25 protein-coding genes are annotated in these 23,694 nt (G+C 69.4%); 8 read left to right on the plus strand and 17 right to left on the minus strand.

What is annotated here, in order from left to right:
* Positions 1–17 precede the first annotated feature (17 nt).
* Positions 18–830: an ABC transporter permease gene (locus BST38_RS25115; RefSeq protein WP_083146210.1), complete on the plus strand. Its 813-nt coding sequence runs from the start codon at positions 18–20 to the stop codon at positions 828–830.
* Positions 827–1,864 (plus strand): ABC transporter ATP-binding protein, encoded by a 1,038-nt coding sequence (locus BST38_RS25120; RefSeq protein ID WP_083146211.1) that lies wholly within the window; start codon positions 827–829, stop codon positions 1,862–1,864. Before BST38_RS25115 ends, BST38_RS25120 begins: the two co-directional genes overlap by 4 nt.
* A gap of 9 nt (positions 1,865–1,873) precedes the next feature.
* Here the strand turns inward: BST38_RS25120 and BST38_RS25125 are convergent, their stop codons facing one another.
* Positions 1,874–2,452 carry an orotate phosphoribosyltransferase gene (locus BST38_RS25125; protein WP_083146212.1) on the minus strand — a complete coding sequence of 193 codons (579 nt, stop codon included), beginning with the start codon at positions 2,450–2,452 and terminating at the stop codon, positions 1,874–1,876.
* Positions 2,449–3,258: a HugZ family pyridoxamine 5'-phosphate oxidase gene (locus BST38_RS25130; RefSeq protein ID WP_083146213.1), complete on the minus strand. Its 810-nt coding sequence runs from the start codon at positions 3,256–3,258 to the stop codon at positions 2,449–2,451. Before BST38_RS25130 ends, BST38_RS25125 begins: the two co-directional genes overlap by 4 nt.
* Before the next feature lie 112 nt (positions 3,259–3,370).
* Between BST38_RS25130 and BST38_RS29575 the strand changes: the two genes are divergently transcribed.
* Together BST38_RS29575 and BST38_RS25140 are read left to right on the plus strand one after the other, a co-directional pair.
* On the plus strand, positions 3,371–4,465 hold the full coding sequence (locus tag BST38_RS29575) for a hypothetical protein (protein ID WP_083146214.1): 1,095 nt from the start codon (positions 3,371–3,373) through the stop codon (positions 4,463–4,465).
* Positions 4,466–4,522: 57 nt separating this feature from the next.
* Positions 4,523–5,863 (plus strand): maltokinase N-terminal cap-like domain-containing protein, encoded by a 1,341-nt coding sequence (locus tag BST38_RS25140; protein ID WP_083146215.1) that lies wholly within the window; start codon positions 4,523–4,525, stop codon positions 5,861–5,863.
* A gap of 13 nt (positions 5,864–5,876) precedes the next feature.
* On the opposite strand, the gene BST38_RS25145 is transcribed toward BST38_RS25140, so the two are convergent.
* The 14 genes from BST38_RS25145 to BST38_RS25205 all read right to left on the minus strand — a co-directional run bounded on the left by BST38_RS25145 (position 5,877) and on the right by BST38_RS25205 (position 19,300).
* The gene (locus BST38_RS25145) at positions 5,877–6,668 is read right to left on the minus strand and encodes an ABC transporter permease (protein ID WP_420872559.1); all 792 of its coding nucleotides are present in this window, start codon (positions 6,666–6,668) and stop codon (positions 5,877–5,879) included.
* A gap of 19 nt (positions 6,669–6,687) precedes the next feature.
* Positions 6,688–7,527 carry an ATP-binding cassette domain-containing protein gene (locus tag BST38_RS25150; RefSeq protein WP_083146217.1) on the minus strand — a complete coding sequence of 280 codons (840 nt, stop codon included), beginning with the start codon at positions 7,525–7,527 and terminating at the stop codon, positions 6,688–6,690.
* Complete coding sequence (locus BST38_RS25155; protein WP_083146218.1) at positions 7,524–7,976, minus strand: MarR family winged helix-turn-helix transcriptional regulator; 453 nt, start codon at positions 7,974–7,976, stop codon at positions 7,524–7,526. Before BST38_RS25155 ends, BST38_RS25150 begins: the two co-directional genes overlap by 4 nt.
* 220 nt (positions 7,977–8,196) lie before the next feature.
* Positions 8,197–10,344 carry a glycogen debranching protein GlgX gene (glgX, locus tag BST38_RS25160; RefSeq protein WP_083146219.1) on the minus strand — a complete coding sequence of 716 codons (2,148 nt, stop codon included), beginning with the start codon at positions 10,342–10,344 and terminating at the stop codon, positions 8,197–8,199.
* A gap of 71 nt (positions 10,345–10,415) precedes the next feature.
* Positions 10,416–11,006 (minus strand): isochorismatase family protein, encoded by a 591-nt coding sequence (locus BST38_RS25165; protein WP_083146220.1) that lies wholly within the window; start codon positions 11,004–11,006, stop codon positions 10,416–10,418.
* A complete protein-coding gene (locus BST38_RS25170; protein ID WP_083146269.1) occupies positions 11,003–11,689 on the minus strand; it encodes a PAS and ANTAR domain-containing protein in 687 nt (228 codons plus the stop codon). The genes BST38_RS25165 and BST38_RS25170 overlap by 4 nt, the downstream gene beginning before the upstream one ends.
* A gap of 32 nt (positions 11,690–11,721) precedes the next feature.
* Complete coding sequence (locus BST38_RS25175) at positions 11,722–13,005, minus strand: hypothetical protein (RefSeq protein ID WP_083146221.1); 1,284 nt, start codon at positions 13,003–13,005, stop codon at positions 11,722–11,724.
* 13 nt (positions 13,006–13,018) lie between these two features.
* Positions 13,019–13,444, minus strand: a complete 426-nt coding sequence (locus tag BST38_RS25180; RefSeq protein WP_083146271.1) for a hypothetical protein — start codon at positions 13,442–13,444, stop codon at positions 13,019–13,021.
* Positions 13,438–13,587 carry a hypothetical protein gene (locus tag BST38_RS29480; protein WP_165761657.1) on the minus strand — a complete coding sequence of 50 codons (150 nt, stop codon included), beginning with the start codon at positions 13,585–13,587 and terminating at the stop codon, positions 13,438–13,440. Before BST38_RS29480 ends, BST38_RS25180 begins: the two co-directional genes overlap by 7 nt.
* Positions 13,584–15,428: a hypothetical protein gene (locus BST38_RS25185; protein ID WP_083146270.1), complete on the minus strand. Its 1,845-nt coding sequence runs from the start codon at positions 15,426–15,428 to the stop codon at positions 13,584–13,586. Before BST38_RS25185 ends, BST38_RS29480 begins: the two co-directional genes overlap by 4 nt.
* Positions 15,429–15,588: 160 nt before the next feature.
* The gene (locus tag BST38_RS25190) at positions 15,589–16,971 is read right to left on the minus strand and encodes an acyl-CoA dehydrogenase family protein (RefSeq protein WP_083146222.1); all 1,383 of its coding nucleotides are present in this window, start codon (positions 16,969–16,971) and stop codon (positions 15,589–15,591) included.
* Positions 16,972–17,027: 56 nt separating this feature from the next.
* Positions 17,028–17,654: an FMN-binding negative transcriptional regulator gene (locus tag BST38_RS25195; protein WP_083146223.1), complete on the minus strand. Its 627-nt coding sequence runs from the start codon at positions 17,652–17,654 to the stop codon at positions 17,028–17,030.
* Between the two features lie 12 nt (positions 17,655–17,666).
* A complete protein-coding gene (locus tag BST38_RS25200) occupies positions 17,667–18,968 on the minus strand; it encodes an MFS transporter (RefSeq protein WP_083146224.1) in 1,302 nt (433 codons plus the stop codon).
* A gap of 26 nt (positions 18,969–18,994) precedes the next feature.
* Positions 18,995–19,300: a DUF222 domain-containing protein gene (locus BST38_RS25205; RefSeq protein ID WP_083146225.1), complete on the minus strand. Its 306-nt coding sequence runs from the start codon at positions 19,298–19,300 to the stop codon at positions 18,995–18,997.
* Positions 19,301–19,349: 49 nt separating this feature from the next.
* Between BST38_RS25205 and BST38_RS25210 the strand changes: the two genes are divergently transcribed.
* The 4 genes from BST38_RS25210 (at position 19,350) to mmpH (ending at position 23,002) form a co-directional block, all read left to right on the plus strand.
* A complete protein-coding gene (locus BST38_RS25210) occupies positions 19,350–19,805 on the plus strand; it encodes a PPOX class F420-dependent oxidoreductase (RefSeq protein WP_083146272.1) in 456 nt (151 codons plus the stop codon).
* Positions 19,806–19,990: 185 nt separating this feature from the next.
* Complete coding sequence (gene manT, locus BST38_RS25215; RefSeq protein WP_083146226.1) at positions 19,991–21,226, plus strand: MMP alpha-(1->4)-mannosyltransferase; 1,236 nt, start codon at positions 19,991–19,993, stop codon at positions 21,224–21,226.
* Positions 21,220–21,945 (plus strand): class I SAM-dependent methyltransferase, encoded by a 726-nt coding sequence (locus BST38_RS25220; RefSeq protein WP_083146227.1) that lies wholly within the window; start codon positions 21,220–21,222, stop codon positions 21,943–21,945. The genes manT and BST38_RS25220 overlap by 7 nt, the downstream gene beginning before the upstream one ends.
* Positions 21,938–23,002 (plus strand): MMP endo-(1,4)-3-O-methyl-alpha-D-mannosidase, encoded by a 1,065-nt coding sequence (gene mmpH, locus BST38_RS25225; protein WP_083146228.1) that lies wholly within the window; start codon positions 21,938–21,940, stop codon positions 23,000–23,002. The genes BST38_RS25220 and mmpH overlap by 8 nt, the downstream gene beginning before the upstream one ends.
* Here the strand turns inward: mmpH and BST38_RS25230 are convergent.
* Positions 22,999–23,679 (minus strand): class I SAM-dependent methyltransferase, encoded by a 681-nt coding sequence (locus BST38_RS25230; RefSeq protein WP_083146273.1) that lies wholly within the window; start codon positions 23,677–23,679, stop codon positions 22,999–23,001. The two genes, mmpH and BST38_RS25230, sit on opposite strands and share 4 nt — an antisense overlap.
* Positions 23,680–23,694 lie beyond the last annotated feature (15 nt).

The raw sequence follows: 23,694 nt of genomic DNA on the forward strand, positions 1-23,694 counted from the left end.
CTCATGAAAGCCCCATCATGAAAGCGGCGGTGCGGGGCGGACTCTGGGTCATGTTCGGCCTGTTCTTCCTGTTCCCGCTGTATGCGATGGCCGATTTCTCCACCCGCAACCTGGTCGGCGGCGGACGCACATGGGAGGCGTGGGCCCACCTGGTGACCGACGAGGCGCTGTACCGGTCGATCGTGGTGTCGCTGCTGCTCGCGGTGTTCACCGTCGCGGCGATGCTGGTGCTGTTGGTGCCGACCATGATCTGGGTGCGGCTGCGCGCGCCGTGGGCGAAGGGCCTCGTGGAGTTCCTGTGCCTGCTGCCGCTGACGATCCCGGCGCTGGTGATCGTCGTCGGGCTGCGCAACGTCTATCTGTGGGTGGTGTACTTCTTCGGCGAGTCGGCACTGACGCTGACGTTCGTCTACATCGTCGTGGTGCTGCCGTTCGCGTACCGCGCGCTCGACGCGGCACTGTCGTCGATCGATCTCCAGACGCTCACCGAGGCCGCCCGCTCCCTCGGCGCGGGCTGGCTGACCACCATCACCCGGGTGGTGGTCCCCAACATCTGGTCGGGAATCCTGTCGGCCGCGTTCATCTCGATCGCGGTGGTGCTCGGTGAGTTCACCATCGCGTCGCTGTCCGGTTACGAGACGCTTCAGGTGCAGATCGTGCTGATCGGCAAGAGCGACGGCCCGACCTCGGTGGCGGCCTCGCTGGCCACGCTGCTGTTCGGGTTCGCGCTGCTGCTGATCCTGTCCCTGCTCACCCGGGGGCGCCACCGACGAGCGCTTGCGCGAGGAGCAGACGACCGGGCTCCGAAGACCCCAGGAGTGACCGTATGACGCAAGGCGTGGCCGTCGAACTGACCGAGCTGACCCGGGTGTACGGCACCACCAGGGCGCTGGACGGGCTGACGCTGCACATCGACCCGGGCGAGCTGGTCGCGCTGCTCGGGCCGTCCGGGTGCGGTAAGACCACCGCGCTGCGCATCCTGGCCGGGCTCGACGAGGCCACCTCCGGCACGGTGTCAGTGGGCGGTGCCGACGTCAGCCGGGTGCCCGCCAACAAGCGCGATATGGGGATGGTGTTCCAGGCCTACAGCCTGTTCCCGCACCTGACGGTGCTCGACAACGTCGCGTTCGGTCTGAAGATGCGCGGAAAAGGAAAGCGGGACAGGCTGTCCCGGGCCGCCGAGATGCTCGAGCTGGTCGGGTTGGGCGCCCTCGGCGGCCGCTACGCCAAGGAGCTCTCCGGCGGCCAGCAGCAACGGGTGGCGCTGGCCCGCGCGCTGGCGATCCAGCCGCGCGTGCTGTTGCTCGACGAACCGCTGTCCGCGCTCGACGCGAAGGTGCGCACCCAGCTGCGCGAGGAGATCCGCCGGGTGCAACTCGAGGTCGGCATCACCACGCTGTTCGTCACCCACGACCAGGAGGAGGCGCTGGCCGTCGCCGACCGGGTCGGAGTGATGAACCAGGGCAGGCTCGAACAACTCGCCGCACCCGCCGAGCTGTACGCGCACCCGGCGACGCCGTTCGTCGCCGACTTCGTGGGCCTGAACAACAAGGTGCCCGCCACGGTGTCCGGCGGAACCGCGGCGCTGCTGGGTGTCTCGGTGCCCGCGCTGCCGGGCTCGGTGGACGGGGGAGGGGTGGCGATGGTGCGGCCGGAGTCGATCACCGTGACCGCGGATCCCGCCGGGGCGGCGACGGTCAGCGCGGTGTCGTTCCTCGGCGCGATCTCGCGGGTCACCGTCGCGCTGCCCGACAATGCGACGGTCAGCGCCCAGATGGCCAGTTCGGCGGCGCGGGGTCTGACGCCCGGTGACCCGGTGCGGATCGGTCTGGACTCCGACGGCGTGCTGGTCTCGCCGGCCTAGACGTCAGCCCTAGACGTCAGCGACCGGTTCGATGCCCAGGTCCCGGTAGCTGACCAGCGCGCGGAACGGGATGCCGTGCTTGGCGAACCGTGCGGCCGCGATGTCGCCGCGGTCGACCATCGGGATCACCCCGGTGACGACGACCCCGAGCGGCGCGATGCGTTCCAGCGCCAGCTCGGTGGACCCGCCGGTGCTGATCACGTCGTCGACCAGCAGCACCCGGGTGCCCGGCTGCAAGCGGGTGCCTTCGACCCACTGCTCGCGGCCCCGCGTCTTCTGTTCCTTGCGCACCGAGAACCACGCCGCGCCGGTCACCATCGCGACACCGTGCGCGAGCGGGTCGGCGCCCATGGTCAGCCCGCCGACGGCGTCGAACTCGATGCCCTCGGCGGCGGCCAGTTCGGCGACGGCCTCGGAGACGATCCGCAGCCGCTCACCGGTGTCGACGGCGTACTTGCCGTCGATGTAGTCATGGCTGAGCTGGCCGCTGGCCAGTCGGAACGGCTCTTCGCGGCGTTCGTGTCCGCGTGTGCGGATCAGGTCGAAGGCGGCTTGCCAGGTCTGCGAGCGGTCGGACACGGGGGTCATCGTAGGGCACGTCGGGTCAGCTCGACCGCGGCCGAACGCAGCTCGTCGATCGACGCCAGCGGGGCGGCGTAACCGATCCGGGTGTAGGCCACCCCGCGGTCCGTCGTGACGCGCAGATCCAGGCCGTACCGGTCGGCTCCGGTGCACGTCGCCGCGGTGGTGTCGGGGTAGCCGCCGAGGCTGCGTGCCATCGCGGCCAGCGATTCGGCGTGGTCGTCGTTCAGGTGCGCGATCGCGCCCGCGGCCCGGGGCGTCACCGGGTCCGGTTCGGCCGCCGCGTAGGCCTCGCCGCTGGTGGAGTCCATCCGGCCGTAGCCGCCGACCCAGCGCACCCGCGAGACCCGCAGCACCCACAGTGTGAAGTCGCTGTAGTCGATGTAGTACTTCGCCGCCGGGACCGCGGCCAGGTGCGCCTCGCGCGCGGCGTCGCGCTCTGGGCCGGCCGGGGCCTCGACCCGGCCCGCCAGCGTGATCCGGGCGTTGGCCAGCGGATCGGAGTCGGTCGCCGGGGCCACGATCGCGATGCTCGCACGGGGGTCGCCCGCCAGATTGCGGCCGTGTTCGGCCAGGTTGGACACACACAGCACCGGTGCGCCGCCGAGCAGGCCGTACGTCACGAACGAAGCCCAGGGATCGCCGTCGGACGTCAACGTGGCCAGTGTGCCGCTGTTCGTCGACGCCGCGATGGTGCGGGCCTCCTCGGCCGCCGACGGCCGGACGGGGTTGGCGGGTTCGGTCAACGGCGGCGGAATCGTCGGGGCATCACCCGGGTCGCCGTGATCGCGGGTCTGTCCTGCGGTGGCCACGTCGGCACCCTATCCCGGGCCGGCGATTCGCAACGCCCCTCGCCGGGTTGTGCACATATGCGACAATTTGGTCAATTCTCGTCGCGAGACAGATCTCTGGAGTGGGTGCACGATGGCCGGTGCGGAGCTTCGCCGCCTCGCGATGGCCGGTGCGCTCTCCTCGACACTGATCTTCGGGGGCGTCTTCGGCAGCTTCGCCACCGTGGCACCCGCGTGGGCCCAGCCCGGTGACACCGACGGATCGAGCCAGGATTCCGGAACCACGGGCGACACCGGCGGCTCCGAGACCGATTCCGGCGATTCCGGTGACACCGGATCGACGCCGAAGGAGACCAGCGAACCCGACGAACCGGCCGCTCCGTCCGACGACGCCGTGATCGAGGACGTCGACCCGGCCCCGCCCGAGGTCGTCCCGGAACCTGATCCCGAGCCCGAAGAGGTCGTGACCCCGCCGACCACCCGCGGCCGCAGCTCGGCGGTGCCCGAGCCGTCGCCGCCGGCGCGGACGATTCCGAACTCGCAGATCTACAGCCACTCGATCACGCTGCCGTGGATCCGGCTGCCGGACCCCGGGGAGATCCCGCCCGGCACCTGGCCGTCGGTGTCGAACTTCTACACCACCTGGACGATCCCGGTGCCGACACTGGGGGAGTACCTGCGGGCGTTGCGCATCATGCGCGACCCGGCACCCGCGCCGGGGCCGGCGTTCCGAACCCAGGAGGACGGGCCGCCCGTCGCGGATGCGTTCAGCGGCACCACCACCGGCGGCGACGGCGGCGGCGGTCCCGTGGTGACCGAACCTGTCGTGCTGCGGGCGCCGATGGTGACCGTGCCGCGGGCCACCACCGTCGCGGGCCGGCCCACGCACCTTCCGGTCCGTGTCCCCGCCGATCCGGCGGTGGCGCCCGCGTTCGCCCCGCCCGGGATGGCCGGTGTGCGGACCCCGGCGATCCGCGGTTCGGTCGCACCCACGCCCGGCACCACCGCACCGCTTCAGGCCACTCCCGCCGGCGTCGGGCCCGCACCGCGGGCGGGCACGCTCGCGCGCGGCGTGACCAATCCGACCGTCGGCGAGATCGCCGCTGTCGCGCTGCCCGGGGTCGCCGGCCTGCTGTTCCTGACCGTCAGCGGCGGGATGATCGGCTATCGGCAGGCCAACAGCGCCCGGTATGTCCGCACGGCGGGCGCCGAGCGATTCCTGGCCTGATCGCCGATCTGATCGTCACCGGATTGCCGACCCGCCTGCCTGGGTAGGTTCCACTGCATGACGCTGGCCTACGGCGAATGGATCGTTCACCGGCGCTGGTACGCCGGCCGCAGTCGCGAACTGGCCTCGGCCGAACCGGCTGTCGTGACACCGCTCGGTGACGACCTCGAACACGTGCTGCTCGACGTCACCTACACCGACGGGTTCACCGAGCGCTATCAGGTGTTCGTGCAGTGGGAGGACGGCTCGGCGGGGGGCTACGGCTCGTCGGGGGGCTATGGCTCGGCGGGGGGCTATGACGACGCCGCGCTGATCGGTACCGGCACGAACGGGCGCGTCGGCTACGACGCGCTGTTCAACCCCGCGGCGGCCGGCCGGCTGCTGGCGCTGATCGACTCGTCGGCGACCGTCGGCGCGCTGACGTTCAGCAGGGAACCGGGTGCCGCGCTGCCCGTCGGCGCGCCGGCGAGGGTCTCGGGCGCCGAGCAGAGCAATACCAGCGTGATCTTCGGAAAAGACGCGATGCTCAAGGTGTTTCGCCGCGTCACCCCGGGGGTGAACCCCGACATCGAACTCAACCGGGTGCTCGCCAGGGCGGGCAACCCGCACGTCGCGACGCTGCTCGGGTCGTTCGAGACGACGTGGGCCGGGCCGGGGTCGCCGCCGTGTGCGCTCGGCATGGTCGCCGCGTTCGCCGCCAACAGCGCCGAGGGCTGGGACATGGCCACCGCCAGCGCCCGCGATCTGTTCGCCAACGAGGTCGGCGGCGATTTCGCCGACGAGTCCTACCGCCTCGGTGGGGCGGTCGCCTCGGTGCACCGGACCCTGGCCGATGCGCTGGGCACCTCCCTCGGGGAGTTCCCGGTCGACACGGTGCTGCGGCGTCTGGAGTCCGCCGTTGCGGCCGCACCGGATCTGACCCCGTACGCCGCGGCCGTCGAGGAACGGATCCGGCGCCTCTCCGGCCGGCAGATCACCATGCACCGGGTCCACGGCGACCTGCATCTGGGCCAGGTGCTGCGCACCCCCGAGAACTGGTTGCTGATCGACTTCGAGGGCGAACCGGGTCAACCGCTGGAGGAAAGGCGGCGTCCCGATTCGCCGCTGCGCGACGTCGCCGGGGTGCTGCGGTCGTTCGAGTACGCGGCCTACCAGAAGGTCGTCGACGACGGCGGCGACGCCCGGATGGCCGAGCGGGCGCGAGCGTGGGTGGACCGCAGCGCGAGGGCATTCTGCGACGGATACGCGGCGACCGCCGGCACCGACCCGCGGCAGTTCGCAGACGTGCTCGCGGCCTACGAATTGGACAAGGCCGTCTACGAGGCGGCCTACGAGGCGCGCTTCCGGCCGTCCTGGCTGCCGATCCCGATGCGTTCGATCCAGCGCATCCTGGGCTGAGGGTTGCCGGGCGTCACCGCACCAGCCTGCGCAGCAGCGCCGAGGCCACCACGACGCCGAGTACCGCCGCCAGCGCCAGCACGGCGATGTCGAGCAGCCCGTTGGCCGGGGTGCCGATGAGCAGTCCGCGCAGGGCGTTGACCTCGTAGGACAGCGGGTTCACCGCCGAAAGCCAGCGCAGCCACTGCGGCATCACGTCCACCGGGTAGAGCGCGTTGGACGCGAAGAACAGCGGCATCGTGATGGCCTGGCCGATCCCCATCAACCGGTCCCGGTTGCGGACCAGCCCGGCCAGCGCCATCGACAGGCACGCGAAGAACGCCGACCCGAGCACCACCACACCCATCGCGGCCAGGATCCTGAGCGGGTTCCCGGTCAGCTGCACGCCGAGCACGAAGGCCAGCGCCACCACGCCGATCACCTGCACGACCGAACGCACCCCGGCCGCGAACGCCTTGCCGGTCACGATCGCCGACGCCGGCGCGGGGGTGACCATCAGCTTGGCCAGGATCCCGGCGTCACGGTCCCACACGATCTGGATGCCGTAGAAGATCGAGATGAACAACGCGGACTGGGCGATGATGCCCGGCGCCAGAAACGCCAGGTACGGGACGTCGCCGGTGTCGATGACGTCGAGGCGGCTGAACGTCTGTCCGAAGATCAGCAACCACAGCGCGGGCTGGACCATGCGGGTGATCAACTCGGTGCGGTCGTGGCGCAGCTTTTGCAACTCGACGAGCGCGAACGCGGCGATCCGCACCGCGGTGCCGCGGATCCGGCGCCAGCCACGCGGCGCCAGGACCAGCTCGACCCGGGGCCTGGGTTCAACTGACACGGCGCGCCGTCCTGCGGCTCGAGCGGACCGCGCGGAAACTGTCCCTGGCCTCACCGGTCAGCGCGGAGCCGGCGTAGTGCCGGAACACGTCCTCCAGCGTCGCCTCGGTCCCCTCCGGGGCGACCTCGCGTTTCAGTTCCGCCGGGCTGCCCACCGCCTGCAGCCGGCCCCGGTCCATCAGCGCCACCCGGTCGCACAGCACGTCGGCCTCCTCCATGTAGTGGGTGGTCAGCAGCACTGTCATGCCGAACTCGGCCTGCATGCCGCGCACCTGGTTCCACACGCCCTCGCGCGCGATCGGGTCCAGCCCGACCGTCGGCTCGTCGAGCAGCAGCAGCGACGGCTTGTTCACCAGCGCCTGCGCCAACTCCAGCCGCCGCACCATGCCACCCGAGTACGACCCGGCGGGCACGTCGGCGACGTCGAGCAATTGCATCGCGTCCAGCGCGTCGGCGACGCGGTGGCTGCGCACCGCGCGCGGCACGTCGTAGAGCCGGGCGAAAAGCTCGACGTTCTGCCTGCCCGTCAACGCGGACTCGATCGAAAGCTGTTGCGGTACATAGCCGATGTTGTGCCGGATATCCATGGTGCGCTTGCGCGAGTCCATCCCGAAGATCGACACCCGGCCGTGCTGGGCGGGGGTCAGGGTGGTCAGCACCCGCACCACCGTGGTCTTGCCCGCGCCGTTGGGGCCGAGCAGGCCCATGGTCTCGCCGGCGCGCACCTGCAGGGTCAGATCGTCGACGGCGGTGAAATCGCCGTAGCGGTGCGTCAGGTTGCGGCAGTCGATCGCCAGGTCTGTCCCTGCGGTGTCTGTCTCTGCGTTCACGGGGTCTCCTGTTGCAGCATCCTGGTCAGCCGGGTCAGCACGGCCAGGCCGCGTGTCAGGTCGTCGCGGTCGGCGTCGTCGAGGCGGTCGAGGACCGCGGCGAGGGCTTCCCGGCGCGCGGCGCGGGACGCGTCGGCGACCTGCTGTGCGGGTTCGGTCAGCCGTAGCCGGCCCACCCGCCGGTCGGTGGCGTCGACGCTGCGCACCAGGTACCCGTCGCCGACGAGTTTGGACACCAGAGTCGAGGCGGTGTTGGGTGCGAGCGCGAGTTCGTGCGCGGCTTCGCGCACCGAGATGCCGGGGTGGCGGCCGACCAGTCGGAGCAGCTCGACCTGGGACTGGGTCAGACCGGTCCCGTCGAAGCCCGGGCGGGTGGTGCGCCGCATCTGGCGCCGGAACCGCCCGACGGCGCCGAAGAGCTCACCGGCGAGATCGGTGGTGGATTCCATCCCCCCACAGTACCTCTGTTACAGAGGTTTCTTTGAGCTGGCAACCGTGGTCGCCCAGGCAGGTCGCCGCCGCTCTTCGGCTCCTGCACCCGGCCCGCCCGGCCGGTGGCGACCACGGTTGCTGCAGCCGTTTCAAGTTAACACAACGTTACGTCGGCAGGGAGTCGACTCGCCCGCGTAAGCGCGGTGGCGCACAACAGGTTTCAGAGGTCCCCGAGGGTCAGGGGTTCTCGGCCGCCCGGAGCACCAGCACGGCACGCGCGTCCACCGTGACCGACGCTTCGGCGTCGAGCGGCTCCTCGGACTCGACCGCCTCGGGTGCGGCCGTCGAGATCACCGGAACCCACGACGACGCGAACTCCTTCGGCGGCAACGTGAACTCGATGGGCTCGTGATGGGCATTGAAGCACAACAGGAACGAGTCGTCGACGACCCGCTGCCCGCGCGCGTCCATGTCCGGGATCCCCTGTCCGTTCAGGAACACCGTCAGCGACTTCGCGAAGCCGACGCCCCAGTCCTCGCCCGTCATCTCCGCGCCGTCCGGGGTGAACCACGCGATGTCGGGGTTGCCGGACTCGCCACGCCTGCCGACCGGCTTGCCGGTGAAGAACCGGCGGCGACGAAACACCGGGTGCTCGGCGCGCAGCTGCGACACCGTCCTGGCGAACTTCAGCAGGTCGCCGTCGACACTCGCCCAGTCGATCCAGGTGATCTCGTTGTCCTGGCAGTAGCCGTTGTTGTTGCCGCCCTGGGTGCGTCCGAGTTCGTCCCCGTGGCAGATCATGGGGACACCTTGGGACAGAAGCAGAGTGGTCAGGAAGTTGCGCTCCTGCTTGGCGCGCAGTGCGAGGATCTCCTCGTCGTCGGTCGGCCCCTCCACGCCGCAGTTCCACGACCGGTTGTGGCTCTCGCCGTCGTTGTTGTCCTCGCCGTTGGCCTCGTTGTGCTTCTCGTTGTAGGACACCAGATCCCGCAGTGTGAAGCCGTCGTGGGCGATCACGAAGTTGATCGACGCCACCGGCCTGCGCGCGGTGTGCTCGTAGAGATCCGACGAACCGGTCAGGCGGTAGGCGAACTCGTCGAGGCTGGCGCCCTCGCCCCGCCAGAAGTCGCGCACGGTGTCGCGGTACTTGCCGTTCCACTCCGTCCACTGCGGCGGGAAGTTGCCGACCTGGTAGCCGCCGGGGCCGACATCCCACGGCTCGGCGATCAGCTTGACCTGGCTGACGGTCGGATCCTGCTGCACGAGTTCGAAGAACGTCGCGAGCCGGTCGACGTCGTAGAACTCGCGGGCCAGCGTCGAGGCGAGATCGAAGCGGAACCCGTCGACGTGCATCTCGGTGACCCAGTAGCGCAGCGAATCCATGATGAGTTGCAGCGAATGCGGGTGTCCGACGTTGAAGCTGTTACCGGTGCCCGTGTAATCCATGTAGTACCGCTTGTCGTCGTCGACGAGCTGGTAGTACGCCGCGTTGTCGATGCCGCGCATCGACAGGGTCGGCCCCATGTGGTTGCCCTCGGCGGTGTGGTTGTAGACCACGTCGAGGATGACCTCGATGCCCGCCTCGTGCAGCGCCCGCACCATCGCCTTGAACTCCTGCACCTGCCCGCCCGGATTCGGGTTGGAGCTGTACTTGGAGTCCGGTGCGAAGAACCCGATGGTGTTGTAGCCCCAGTAGTTCGACAGGCCCTTGTCGATCAGCGTCGAGTCGTTGGCGAAATGGTGCACCGGCATCAGCTCGATCGCATTGACACCGAGCGAGACCAGGTGGTCGATGATCGCCGGATGCGCCACCGCGGCGTAGGTGCCGCGCATCTGCTCGGGGATGTCCGGGTGGGTCTGGGTCAGGCCCTTGACGTGCGCCTCGTAGATCACGGTGTCGGCGTACTCGTGGCCGGGCGGACGGTCCACCCCCCAGTCGAAGTACGGGTTGACGACCACCGACTTCGGCATGCTGGCCGCCGAGTCGTCGTCGTTGCGGCTGTCCGGGTCGCCGAAGTTGTACGAGAACAGCGACTGGTTCCACTCGAAGCTGCCGTCGATGGCTTTCGAGTACGGATCCAGCAGCAGTTTGTTCGGGTTGCAGCGGTGCCCGTTCTCCGGCTCGTACGGCCCGTACACGCGGTAGCCGTACCGCTGGCCGGGCTCGATGTTCGGGATGAAACCGTGCCAGACGAAGCCGTCGACCTCGGGCAGCTTCACCCGGGTCTCGGTCCCGTCATCGCTGAACAGGCACAACTCGACCTTCTCGGCGACCTCGCTGAACAACGCGAAGTTCGTACCGTAGCCGTCGTAGGTGGCTCCCAACGGGTAGGCCTTACCGGGCCATAGTTCGTACGTGGTGGTGGATGGGGTGACGGTGGTCACTGGGAAGCACCTTCCTGTCGATCTGGGCGCGCCTGCTCAACTGCCCGTTTACGGGGTGGCGCAAACCCTGCCTAGCCGACGACCTCGACGCCCGCCCTGCTCAGCGCGGTCACCGCCTCGGCGGTGGTGGCCGCGGACACACCCGCGGTCAACGCGAGCAGCACCCTGGTGGTGAAGCCGGCGGCGGCCGCATCGGCCGCGGTGGCCTTCACGCAGTAGTCGGTCGCGATACCGACCACGTCGACGGTGTCGACCCCGCGGGCCCGTAGCCAGTCGGCCAGCGTGGTGCCGTCCTCGGCGGTGCCCTCGAACCCGCTGTAGGCCGCCGAGTAGTGCCCCTTGTGGAACACCTCCTCGATCGCCGCGGTATCGAGGTCGGGGTGGAACTGCGCGCCGTCGGTCTCGGCGACGCAGTGCACGGGCCAGGAGTCGACGTAGTCCGGGTGGTCCGAGAAGTGGGAGCCGGGGTCTATGTGAAAGTCCTTGGTGGCCACCACATGTCGATAACCTGCGGGATCGCCGTCACCGCCGTCGCCGGTGAGCAGCGCGCTGATCCCGCGCGCCACGGCGGCACCGCCGGTGACCGCCAGTGAGCCACCTTCGCAGAAGTCGTTCTGCACGTCGACGATGACGAGAGCTCGGTTGGGCGCCGAAGGGGTCACCCCTTCACGGTATCGCCGCCGGGCTCCATCCGCAGGTGGGTGGTCAACAGCAGGTGGTCGAACGCGGAGCGGGGTGGCAGCGTCTCGTCGTACTCCAATTGGGCGTAGTCGCGCACCAACTGTTCGGCGAGCAGACGGAGTTTGACGTTGGTCTCCTGGGAACGCCAGCGCAGCAACTCGAACGCGGTGTCGTCGTCGACCCGGTAGATCAGCATCAGCATGCCTTTGACCTGTTCGATGACGGCGCGGTTCTCGGTGATCTCGGCCAGTGTCGCCGAGATCACCGCCTTGGTCTGCGTATCGCTGGGCGTCATGTCGACGCAGAACCCGCGCGTGCCGATCGTGCGGCCCGCCTCGTCGAGGAGTTTGTCGGCGATGATCACGACCTCGTGGGTCTCACCGCGGGTGTCGACGATCCGGTGCCGCATCGAATAGGCGCGCTCCCCGACGTCGGTGTGCCGGACCTGGTCGATGATCCCGGCCACCTCCACGCGGTCGTCGGGATGGCGGTGGGAGAGCACCAGCTCCGTGGTCGGCGTGACGGTGCCCGGCTCGTAGCCGTGCAGGATCGCGACCTCGTCGGACCATTCCCAGCGTTCGTCGGCGAAGTAGAAACGGAACCATCCGACGCGTTGCGGCGTGCCCCCGGTGAGCGCCTGCTCAGCTGAGTTCCCGCCTGCCATCGTGCCGACCTTAACGTCTTCCACCGCGGCTCTCATCCGCCGAAGAGGAGGTACAGACCGGTGAACGTGTAGCCGACCATGACCAGCATCATCGCCAGCTGCCCGGTCAGCTGGTGCTGCCGGGGCAGCACGGTGAGCGCCCTGTCGTGGGCGGCGATCACCCCGGCGACGTGCCCGAGCAGCACGAATCCGACTTTCAGCGTGGCCAGCAGGGTGGGATGCATGGACAGCACGTAGACGACGTCGGCGTCGAGGCCGAACAGCCGGTAGACGGTTTGCTGGCCGCGCTCGACGAGGTAGGTCAGATAGTGGGCGAAGACATAGCCCAGCACGATCGGGATCAGTGAATGGGCCAGCAGTCCCGGCAGTTCCCGGCGGGTGCGGGCGTCCACCCCTCCGGTGCACCTGGCCGCGAGGCTGAACGTCAGCGCGACGACACCGACGAACAGCAGCAGCCCGGCGGTGCGCAGCGCGGTCGCGGCGAGCGCCGAGTCGGCGACGTCGTCGACGAACCGGCGCATCTGCGGCATCGCGGAGAAGCTGTCGAACGCGGTGGATCCCAGCAGCACCGACAGCACCGCGACCACGCCCGGGCGCACCGGCAGCGTGAGCAGCCGATTGAACGGGTTCCCGAGCGCGACCCGACCGTCGGGATTGCGTCCCAGTGGCGAAAAGCGGGATGCCACAACGCTGTACACCTCGAACGGGTCGGCGTTCGCGTTCCATCGCGGACCGCACCACAGCGTGCCGGCCAGCGTCACCGCGAGGTAGATCAGCAGCCAGGTGCGGATCGCGGACAGCGAACCGGGATCGGGGCTGGCCAGCTCCAGCCAGACGAAGGCGAACAAACCCGCTGCGGCCGGCCAGTATCCGAGTCTCTCGGGGTACCGGCCGCCGAGGGTGCGCCCGCCGAGGAAACGGTGCACCGCCCGAGCGGGGGACAGCACCCGCCACACCGGGCCGATCACCAGCGACAGCGCCACCACGCCGACCCAGATCAGCACGTAGAACACGCCGGGAAGCGGGTTCTCCGCGTTCTGCGGTCCACGGAACGCCGCGACGGCGACCCAGCCGGTGAGCAGCAGTGCCGCGGCGGCCAGAACCCAGCGGGTGGTTGGTGCGTCGACCGCGCGCGTCACCCATCCCGGGAGTGCGCGCCCGGGCCGCTGCGCGTCGAATTTCGGTGTGCGCCAGGCGAACGCGACGAGAGCGAAGGTGAATGTCAGCGTCCACGCGGCGCCGATCAGCGCGTACGTGTACGGGATCGGGAGATCGGTCGAGCCGCCGAGGCCGTGGGCGAGAGTATGGACGGTCACCGTAGTCGGATGTTCACTGCACTTGGATCGTCGCGATTGTGGTGTGTGCCTCGTGCAGTTCGACGTCGACGCGGCCGGGCACGGTCACGCTGAACTCGAACGACTGCTGCGGGCCGACGCCGATCGGGAAGCTGTGCTCCGGGGTGGAGTGCACGTGCAGCTCGTCCGGCACGTCACTGTCCACCCGGACCACGATCGGCTCGTTGAGGCCGGCCCGCAGCTGTTCGTTGGTCGGTGTGACCTTCCCGTCCTTGATCGTGACGTCGATGACGAGCTGCTCGGGCGCCGGCTCTGCTGCGGAGGTGGGCGCCTGCTGTCCGTCCGTTCCGGGGGTGGATTGGCTTGCGCCGTCCCCGGATTCGGTGGATCCGGCGCAGCCGGCCAGTAGCAGGGCCGCCGCCGTGGCGGCGAGGAGTCGTGTCGTCGTCGTGCTCACGATTTCCTGTCTTCGTCGGATCGGCGCCGGTTCTTGGCGGCGATGAACACGATCACCCCCGCGATCACGAACGCGGGTGCGAACGCGGGCACCGCGATCCAGATCGGGTGGTCGGCGAGGACCACGACCTCGGGGGCGGGCGTCATGCCTGCGCCGACGGCTCGAACTCGGCTTCGCTGCCGGAGGGCTCACTGTTGGCCAGACGGCCACCGCCCCAGGCGATCCCGGCGATCATCGCCAGCGAGCACGCCAGCACCACCAGGCAGCCGATCAGCCACAGCGCGGCCGGGATGTCGGGGCTGCGCTCGCGCTGCAGGATGGTGATCTCCGAGACGAACGGCCGGGTGAACTCGGGCTCGGCAGGCACCTCCTCGGCGCCGATACCGGGATCGCCGTGCAGATAGATCGGGACCGCGGTGAGGGTCGACCCGTCGTGGACACGCAGCAAGGTCTTCCAGGTGCCCGACACCGGCATCGGCTGGGTGGAGCGGAAGTGCCCCGGCCCGACCTGCTCCAGATGGTCGATGAACTGGCCGCGGCCGTTGGGCAGGCCGCCCTGCCAGCCCAGTACCGACACCCAGTTCGGGTTGTCGCCGATCACGTCCGGCGGGTTGAGCCAAACGTCGGCGGTGACGTACCGCTCCCCGTTCACCGGCGGTGCCTCGGTCAGCGTGAACGACGCGGTGGCGTTCTGCGGGGTGTCGTAGCGAAGGCCGTTGGCGGCCGCACCGGCGATCGCGACGACCGTCAGCGCCACCAGTCCGATCCCGACCGCCCGGCGGGGCAGCCGCTGACCGGTCAGCACCATGCCGACCAGCGCGCCGCAGCCGCCGGTCAGGACCGCGACCGGCACCGCCATCCCGAGGGCCTCGGGCCAGATGCTGGTCTGCCACGGGTAGGCGTACACCGCGTTGATCCACAGCGATTCCAGGAGCAGGCCCACGGTGCCGATCCCGAGGCCGGAGACCAGGCCGAACAGCACCGGGCGTTTCAGCAGCGGGGTCAGGGCGACGAGTTCGACGACCAGCGCGGCCCCCAGATACAGCGGGAACCAGTTGATCGGGGCGTCGAGCAGCGGCCCGACCAGGACCGCCATGATGCCGCGCAGCCCGATCGCGATGAGCGCCGCGATCAGTGCGGCACCGCGACCCATGAAGATCCGGGCGGCGACCAGCGCCAGCGCAGCGGCCGCGGCGATCAGCATCGGCTGAAAGACCTGGCGGAACTGGGGGACGCCGAAGTCGAACTCGATCTGGTAGACCGACGCGCCGATCAACACCCCCGCGAAGGCCAGGTACTGCACGAACCTCAGGCCGAGGCCGTCGCGCGGCGTCTCGCCGGCGCTGGCCTTGCGGCCCTCGTACTCCAGGTACAGCGCGGCCAGGGTGGAGAAGCCGGCGCCGCCGATCATCATCAGGTGCGTCGGGCCCCACAGCGTGACGTCCTGACCGAAGATACGGTGCCAGATGTCGTCGAGCGGGAAGCCGAGTAGGGCGTACACACCGCAGCCGGCCATCACGATGCCGCCGACCGGGGCGTACCAGTCATCGGTGATCCGGACCGCGGCCGTGCCCGGGCGCTCGTAGGGCAGCACCATCGCGGTGCAGCCCGCGACGAAGATGCCGAACAGGCCGATCAGGATGAAGTAATGCGCCGGATTCGCCAGCGCCCCGTCGTCGCGGCCGTTGCCGATGTGCAGGCTGACATCCCAGATGAAGCCGAACAGCGCGCAGATGATCGACGAGATGAACAGCGCGATCGGCAGCGCAACCCACGGGGGGCGCTTGAACCGGCGCCCGGACCATTCGGCAAGGTTCGCCAGCCAGGTGATCTTGCGGCTGCGGTGCATCCAGCCGATCCACAGCAGCACGACGGCGACGACTGCGCCGACGGCGCTGAGCGTGATGATCTCACCTATCGCAGCGCCGCCGCCCTCGTCGCCCGCCGGCTGCGCCAGCAGCGTCTCCGCTTGCAGAGAGAACTCCATCGTCATCCCCATCCCCCGCGCGTTTCGGTGATCTTACTCGTCGGTAATATTGCCAGAGGTGCCCCAGGTGAAACCAGGGGTACCGGGTTCTTTTGTAACCGCGACGTTCTTTTGTAACCGCGGCCACAACTTCGCAAACTGTCGGCTTGTGCTGCGCATCTCACCGCCCCGGTGGCCGCAGGAACTTCATCGCCATCCGCATGACCGGTGCGGGAACGCGGTCCTTCATCGTCAGCGCGCCCGCTCCGGCCCGGGTGCGTGCCGGGGTGCCGCGGCCGAGGTAGCGGTTGAACGGGCCGCCGGTCGGCTCCAGGTCGACGTGCAGCGGCGGCTTTCCGTCCGCGGCGCCCAGGGCGTTCGAGATCACGATGCGCTGGATCTCGCTGGTGCCCTCGAAGATCGTGTAGAGCTTCGCGTCGCGGTACCACTTCTCGACCGGATGGTCCTTGATGTAGCCGTAGCCGCCCATGGTCTGGATGGCGCGTTCGGTGGTGCGCACCGCCAGCTCGCTCGCGGCGAGCTTCGACATCGACCCCTCACCGCGTTCGAACGGCACGCCGGTCGAGGCCATCCATGACGCCCGCCAGGTCAGCAGCCGGGCGGCATCGAGCCCGGTGGCCAGATCGGCGAGCGGAAACGCGATGCCCTGGTTGTCGATGATCGGTGCGCCGAAGGCTTCCCGGCGGTTGGCGTATTCGGTGACGTATTCCAGCGCCGCCCTGGCGATGCCGAGCGCCTGCGCGGCGACCATCGGCCGGGTCTGTTCGAACGTGCCCAGCGTCGCCGAGCCGGAGTGCCTGCCGCCCTCGACGGCCTCCCGGGCGCGGGCGAGCTTGTAGTCGAGCTTCTCCTGGCCCCCGAGCAGGTGATCACCCGGGATCCGCACCGAATTGAACTTCAGCTCCGCGGTGTGGGACGCGCGGCAGCCCAGCTTGTCGAGCTTGCGCACCATGTCCAGGCCCGGCGTGCCGCCGGGCACCACGAACAGCGCCTGCCCCTTGTGGCCGAGTTCCTGGTCGACGACCGCATTGACCACGTGCACGTTGGCGATGCCGCCGTTGCCGATCCACATCTTGTGGCCGTCGATGATCCAGTCGTCTCCGTCCCGGCGGGCCACCGTCCGCAGATTGCGCACGTCGCTGCCGCCCTCGGGTTCGGAGATGGCCAGCGCGGCGAGTTTGAGGTCGCCCGGTGTGCCGAAACATTCGGGCGCCCACTGCAGCATCTGCTCCGGGGAGGCCGCCTGCCCGATCGCCGACAGCGCCAGCGCCGGCATCACGATGGCCAGGCCGATGCCGGCGCATCCCCAGAACAACTCCTCCATGAACATCGGCAGCGACAGTCCGGTCGGGTCGCCGATCAGATCGCGGTAGAACAGCGGACTGTAGAAGCCCCGGCGGGCGGCCTCCTCCAGGACCGGCCACGGGAACTCCTGGCGCTGGTCGTAGTCGGCGGCCACCGGACGGATGACCTCTTCGGCAAACTCGTGGGTGCGACGGGCCAGGTCGTGCTGGGCGGCAGTGGGTGTGATGTCGAACGTCATGAGAACCCCCGGGGTTGAGTGCACATGTGTTCACTCTTACCCAGTCCGGTTCCGGACTACTCCGCGCGCGCCACCCGATCGGCGACGGCCCGATCCTGCGGATCCCGGGATTGCCGTAGTCCGGCGACCACACCGGCGCGGTTGCGGTCGGGCTGGTTCTGCGACATCTTCGCCTTGCCCTGCACGGAGGTGATGGTCAGCTCCACCCCGACGATGCCGCCCAGCTGGCCTTCGACGTAGGACTCGGGGGCATCGGACACCCGCCACGGGTCGGGGCGGGCGCCCTCGTGGTGGTCGGTGAGCCGTTCCACGACGTCGCGCAACCAGGCCGGGTCATCGTGGGCGCCGAGCAGGCCGTGCACGGTGAGCACCTCGTAGTTCCAGGTCGGCACGACCTTGCCGGTCTCCTGTTTGGTCGCGTACCACGCCGGGGAGATGTAGGCCTGCGCCCCGGCGAAGATCGCGACGGACCGCGCGCCGTCCGCGCGCCAATGCGGGTTCGCCCGCGCGACATGGCCGACCAGCGAGTGGCGGTCCGAGTCGTAGAGCAGCGGCAGCGGGGTCACCAGCATCCCCTCGCCGATGTTCGCGTCGGTGTGTGTGACGAGGTGGGCGAACCCGCCTGCGACGAGTGCGGCGCGGGTCTGCTCGTCGGTCAGCGCGAACTTCGGCGGGATGTACATGGCCCGCCCAGCCTAGGACGGCGCGGGCCGCGGCTGCGGGTCGACGGCGGGCGACGACCACACCGGGGCCGCTCGGAGGCTGGCCAGGGCCAGACTACTGAGGGCCATCAGCACCATGGTCAGGATCAGGAAGTTGGTGTAGCCGCCGAAGTGGTCGGCGGTGGCGCCCGCGGCCAGCGGGCCGAACGCGGTGCCCAGCGACAGCGCGGCCACCAGCCCGCCGAACAGCCCGCCGAAGTTCCGCAGCCCGAAGTAGCGCGACGCGAGGTAGGCGATCACGTCGACCTCGGCGCCGAGGGTCAGGCCGAACAAGGCCGCGGCCACCGTCTGGCTGACCGGGCTGCCGCCGTCGATGAGCAGCGCCGCGCAGCCCAGGATCGGCACCAGGTATGCGCACGCGCCGACGATCCGGCCGGGGAACCGGTCGAGCAGCAGACCTACCCCGAGTCGCCCGGCGATGGAGAAGACGCCGACCAGCGCGGCGGTGCCCGCCGCGGCGAGCGGATCGGCGCCGGCGTCGCGCAGGATCGGGACCAGGTGCACGACGATGCCCAGCGTGGTGAACGCGAACAGGCCGGCCGCGATCAGGAGCTTGTAGAACGTCGGTGAGCGCAGACCCTCACCCAGCGTCAGGCCGGGCAGGTCGGCTTGGGGTTTCGGGGCGTGGGGTTTGGCGACCTCGGGCACCGGCGCTTCGGGTTTCGGGGACTTCTTGTCGTCCTGCGCGCCGCGGAAGAAGAACAGCACCGCGACCAGGACGAGCGCGCCCCACAGCGCGCCGAGGCCAAAGAACGCTCCGCGCCAACCCCATTCACCGATCAGCAAGGTGGCCAACGGTGGGAACACCGCGGCCGCCAGCGATCCACCCGATAGTGTCACCGCGAACGCGAGGCCACGGGAGGACTCGAACCGCGTCGCGACCGCCGACGTCCAGACCGTGGTCTGCACCCAGAACGCCGCGAACGCCAGCAGCGCCCACAGCAGGATCCAGTTCGCCATCGAACCCGTCGCAGTCCCCAGCAGCGCGAAGGTCGCGGCCATCAGGACGACCCCGGTCAGCCCGACCCGGCGCGGGCCCAGCCGGTCCACCGCGAGGCCGATCGGCAGCGCGGCCACGGCGGCGGCCATGCCCACGATCGTCAGCCCGGCCGAGGTTTCGGCCCGGCTCCACCCGAACGTCTCCTGCAACGGCGCCATGAACGCGCCGAGCGAGTACACGTGGATCACGCCCATCGAGTAGCCGAGACCCGCGGCCACCGGGACCGGGCCGTAGCGCCGCCACTCCGTGATCGCCGTACTGTCGGTCTTCGCCACCCGGGCCTCCCATGCTGAGCGAGTGCTCAGGAGTCTATCGGCGCCCCCGCCTCCGCGATGCGGCGTTGGGCTTCCCCGACCGAGATGCGCAACCGCCGGGCTAGCACGTCGGCCCACGGCGCACCCGCCAGCTCGACAGGTGGCGGCGCGGACACCATCTGCGCGAGCAGCCGGCGCTGGGTCACGGCCAGCTGCTTGGTGACCGCGTCGAGCCGGACCAACAGCGCGCGCTGGTCGACGGGTTGCAGGGTCTGGAACGGCAGCGCGGCGAGCGCGCGATGGGCGCGGTCCACGGCGTCGAGGGCCGCGGCGACTTCCTTCTTCGAACTCATGTTCGACAGCGTAGGGATGGGGTCCGACATCGACGGATACGCTGAACTGATGGCCCGAAAGTTCGCCACCGCCGAGACGGTCGCGCTGCCCGATCTGCTCGACTTCGTCCGGCCCCGGCACCGGATGGTGCTGACCACGTTCCGTGCCGATGGAACCCTGCAGAGTTCCCCGGTGACCGGCGGTGTGGACGGGCAGGGCCGCATCGTCGTCGCGACCTATCCGCAGCGGGCGAAGGTGGCCAACATCCGGCGGCATCCGCAGGCCTGCGTGGTCGTGCTGTCCGATGAGTTCGACGGGCCCTATGTCCAGGTCGACGGGCCCGCCGAGATCGTCGACCTGCCCGATGCGGTCGAACCCCTCGTCGAGTACTTCCGGAGCATCGCCGGTGAGCACCCGGACTGGGACGAGTACCGGCAGGCGATGCGCGATCAGAACAAGTGCCTGATCAGGGTCACCCCGCGCCGGTGGGGGCCCGTCGCGACCGGAGGTTTCCCGCCCGCCTGACGCGGTGCCCGGGTGGAGGCCGGGCAGGACGGCACAGCGCGATTGTGGTAGTCAGAGCAAGCAGGCGCATTGCGTCAGCTAGCACGTCAAACTATAGTCTGGACACATGTCCAGGAGGGTTCGGATTTCTTGCTCCACATTATTCGGCCAGGTCATGGCCGCTCTCCAGGATCAGTGAGCTGAATATGCGCATCGCGTTGCTGTCGTATCGGAGCAAGACCCACTGCGGTGGTCAAGGGGTCTACGTCCGGCATCTGAGCCAGGGGCTCGTCGAACTCGGTCACGACGTCGAGGTCTTCTCCGGCCAGCCCTATCCGGAGATCCTCGATCCGCGGGTCCGCCTGACCGAGGTGCCGAGCCTCGATCTCTACCGGGAGCCGGATCCGTTCCGCATTCCCCGGCCCAGCGAGATCAAGACCCGCATCGACCTCGAGGAACTGCTGACCACCTGGACCGCCGGGTTCCCCGAGCCGAAGACGTTCAGCATGCGCGCGGCGCGGCTGCTGGCCGCGCGGCGCGGTGACTTCGACGTGGTGCACGACAACCAGTGCCTGGGTACCGGCCTGCTGACGATCCAGAAGTCGGGTATGCCGGTGGTGGCCACCGTGCACCACCCGATCACCAGGGACCGGGTGCTCGAGGTGGCGGCCGCCGCATGGTGGCGCAAACCGCTGGTGAAGCGTTGGTACGCGTTTGCCGAGATGCAGAAGGACGTCGCCCGGCGGATCCCCGAACTGGTCACCGTGTCGTCGACGTCGGCAGCCGACATCGCCGAGGACTTCGGTGTCGATCCGGCGCAGCTCAACGTCGTCCCGCTCGGGGTGAACACCCAGCTGTTCCAGCCCGCCGAGCACCGGGTGCGCAACCGCATCATCGCGATCGCCAGCGCCGACGTCCCGCTCAAGGGTGTCAGCCATCTGCTGCACGCGGTGGCCCGGCTGCGTGTCGAACGCGACCTCGAGCTGCAGCTGGTCGCGAAGCTGGAGCCCAACGGGCCCACCGAGAAGCTGATCGCCGAACTCGGTATCTCCGACATCGTGCACATCTCCAGCGGACTGTCGGACTCCGAGCTCGCCGAACTGCTCGCCTCGGCCGAAGTCGCTTGTATCCCTTCGCTTTACGAAGGTTTCTCGCTGCCGGCGGTGGAGGCGATGGCCAGCGGGACGCCGATCGTGGCCAGCCGCGCCGGGGCGCTGCCCGAGGTCGTCGGTACCGACGGTCAGTGCGCACGGCTGGTGACGCCCGCCGACGTCACGGAGCTGACCGCGGTGCTCGGAGAATTGCTGGACTCGCCCAGGGAGTTGCGACGGCTGGGCGACAACGGCCGCCGGCGTGCACTGGAAGTCTTCAGTTGGGAATCCGTTGCGGCGCAGACCGTCGCGATATACGAACGAGCCTGTGAAAGGGTCGCGACATGCTGACCGTTGACTTCGACCGTCTCGGCGTGGGCGCCGGAACAAAGGTGATCGACGTCGGGTGCGGCGCCGGCCGGCACACGTTCGAGGCGTTCCGGCGGGGTGCCGACGTCATCGGATTCGACCAGAACGCATCGGATCTCAACGACGTCGACCAGATCCTGCAGGCGATGAAGGAGCAGGGTGAGGCGCCCGCGTCGGCCAAGGCGGAGGTCGTCAAGGGTGACGCACTGGACCTGCCCTACTCCGACGGCACCTTCGACTGTGTGATCGCCTCCGAGATCCTCGAGCACGTGCCCGCCGACGAGCAGGCCATCTCCGAACTCGTACGGGTGCTCAAACCCGGTGGGGTGCTGGCGATCACGGTTCCCCGCTGGCTGCCCGAGCGCATCTGCTGGGCGTTGTCCGACGAGTACCACGCCAACGAGGGTGGGCACGTGCGCATCTATCGCGCCGACGAGCTGCGCGACAAGGTGCTCGCGCACGGGCTGAAGCTGACGCACACCCACCACGCGCACGCGCTGCACTCACCGTTCTGGTGGCTCAAATGTGCTGTGGGCACAGAGAAGAACGACCATCCAGCCGTTTCCGCGTACCACAAGCTGCTGGTCTGGGACATGATGGACCGGCCATGGCTGACGCGCACCGCAGAAGCCGCGCTGAACCCGCTGATCGGCAAGAGCGTCGCCCTCTACTTCAGGAAGCCAGCTACAGCCGATGCCTGACATTCCCGGTGTGCCGGGGGTGTTCACTCCGGCCCAGTGCCGGCAGACAGCCGAATCCATTGCCGCGACGCAGGAGTCGAGCGGCGCCATCCCGTGGTCGGTCGGTGGTCACACCGACCCCTGGGACCACATCGAGAACGCGATGGCACTGACCGCCGCGGGGCTGCTCGAGCCCGCCCGCGCGGCGTTCGAATGGTCGCGCGCCACGCAGCGTCCCGACGGCACCTGGCCGATCCAGTTGCGTGACGGGGTGATCGAGGACGCCAACAGCGACACCAACTTCTGCGCCTACATCGCCACCGGGGTGTGGCACCACGTGCTGGTCACCGGCGACCGCGACTTCGCGGAGACCATGTGGCCGGTGGTGGCCAAGGCCATCGGCTTCGTGCTGGAGTTGCAGCAGAGCACCGGTGAGATCACCTGGGCCCGTGGGAAAGGCGGCGACGCCGACGAGGCGCTGCTGACCGGATGCGCGAGTATCTACCACAGCATCCGGTGCGCGCTGGCGCTGGCCGATTACGTCGGCGACCCGCAGCCCGAATGGGAGGTCGCCGTCGGGCGGCTCGGGCACGCGATCGCCGACCACCCGGGCGCGTTCGTCACCAAGGACCGTTGGTCGATGGAGTGGTACTACCCGATTCTCGGTGGCGCACTGCGTGGTTCGCGGGCGCTGGCACGCATCGACGAACGCTGGGACGACTTCGTGGTACCCGGGCTCGGGATCCGCTGCGTGGATGATCGGCCGTGGGTGACCGGCGCCGAAACCTGCGAACTGGTGATGGCCCTGGACGCGATCGGGGAGCGCGAGCGCGCCCTGGAGCAGTTCTCCGCGATGCACCACCTGCGCGAGGAGGACGGCTCGTACTGGACCGGGCTGGTGTACTCCGACGGCAAGCGGTGGCCGGTGGAGCGCACCACCTGGACGGGTGCCGCGGTGATCCTGGCCGCCGACGCGCTGTCGTCGACCACGCCAGCCAGCGGCATCTTCAGGGGCGAGGATCTACCCAGAGGCCTTGAGGGCGTGTACGACTGCGAATGCGCGGCCAGCGAGCGCTAGCCCGCGTCGGTCAGCGTCCCGGGCATGCCCGCCACCCGCTCGAGCACGCGCATCGAGCCGGTCGCGCGGACCTCGCTGAAATCCCCGGTGCCCAGCGCACGCTGGTAGATCAGGAACGGTGCGCGGCCACCGTCGGCGGGATCCGGGAACACGTCGTGGATCACCAGCGCACCGCCGACCTCGACCCACGGGGCCCAGCCGTCGAAGTCGCGGTTGGCTGCCTCCTCGGTGTGGCCACCGTCGATGAACAAGAACCGCAACGGAGTTCGCCATCCGCGGGCGACCACCGGCGAACGCCCGACGATGGCGACGATGTGCTCGTCGAGCCCGGCGCCGTCGAGGGTGTGGCGCAACGTCGGCAGGGTGTCGAACAGGCCGGTGACGGGATCGACCATCGATGCGTCGTGGTACTCCCAGCCGACCTGATGTTCCTCGGAGCCGTGATGGTGGTCGACGGTGTAGATCAGGCCGCCGGTCTGCTGCGCTGCCGCGCCGAGCATCACCGTCGACTTGCCGCAGTACGTCCCGATTTCGACTCCCACACCGTCACCGAGATAGCGCACGGCGGTGTCGTAGAGGGCGCGACCCTCGTCAGCCGGCATGAAGCCGATGACCTTCTCGGCGTACTCGAACAGGGCTGCGGCGTCCGCCGGCAACGCGGCGTCGGTGGTATCCATCGAGGTCCGAGTGTA

Origin of the sequence: Mycolicibacterium parafortuitum (assembly GCF_002086815.1) — a bacterium.
In the GTDB taxonomy this organism is placed as follows: Bacteria; Actinomycetota; Actinomycetes; order Mycobacteriales; family Mycobacteriaceae; genus Mycobacterium; species Mycobacterium parafortuitum.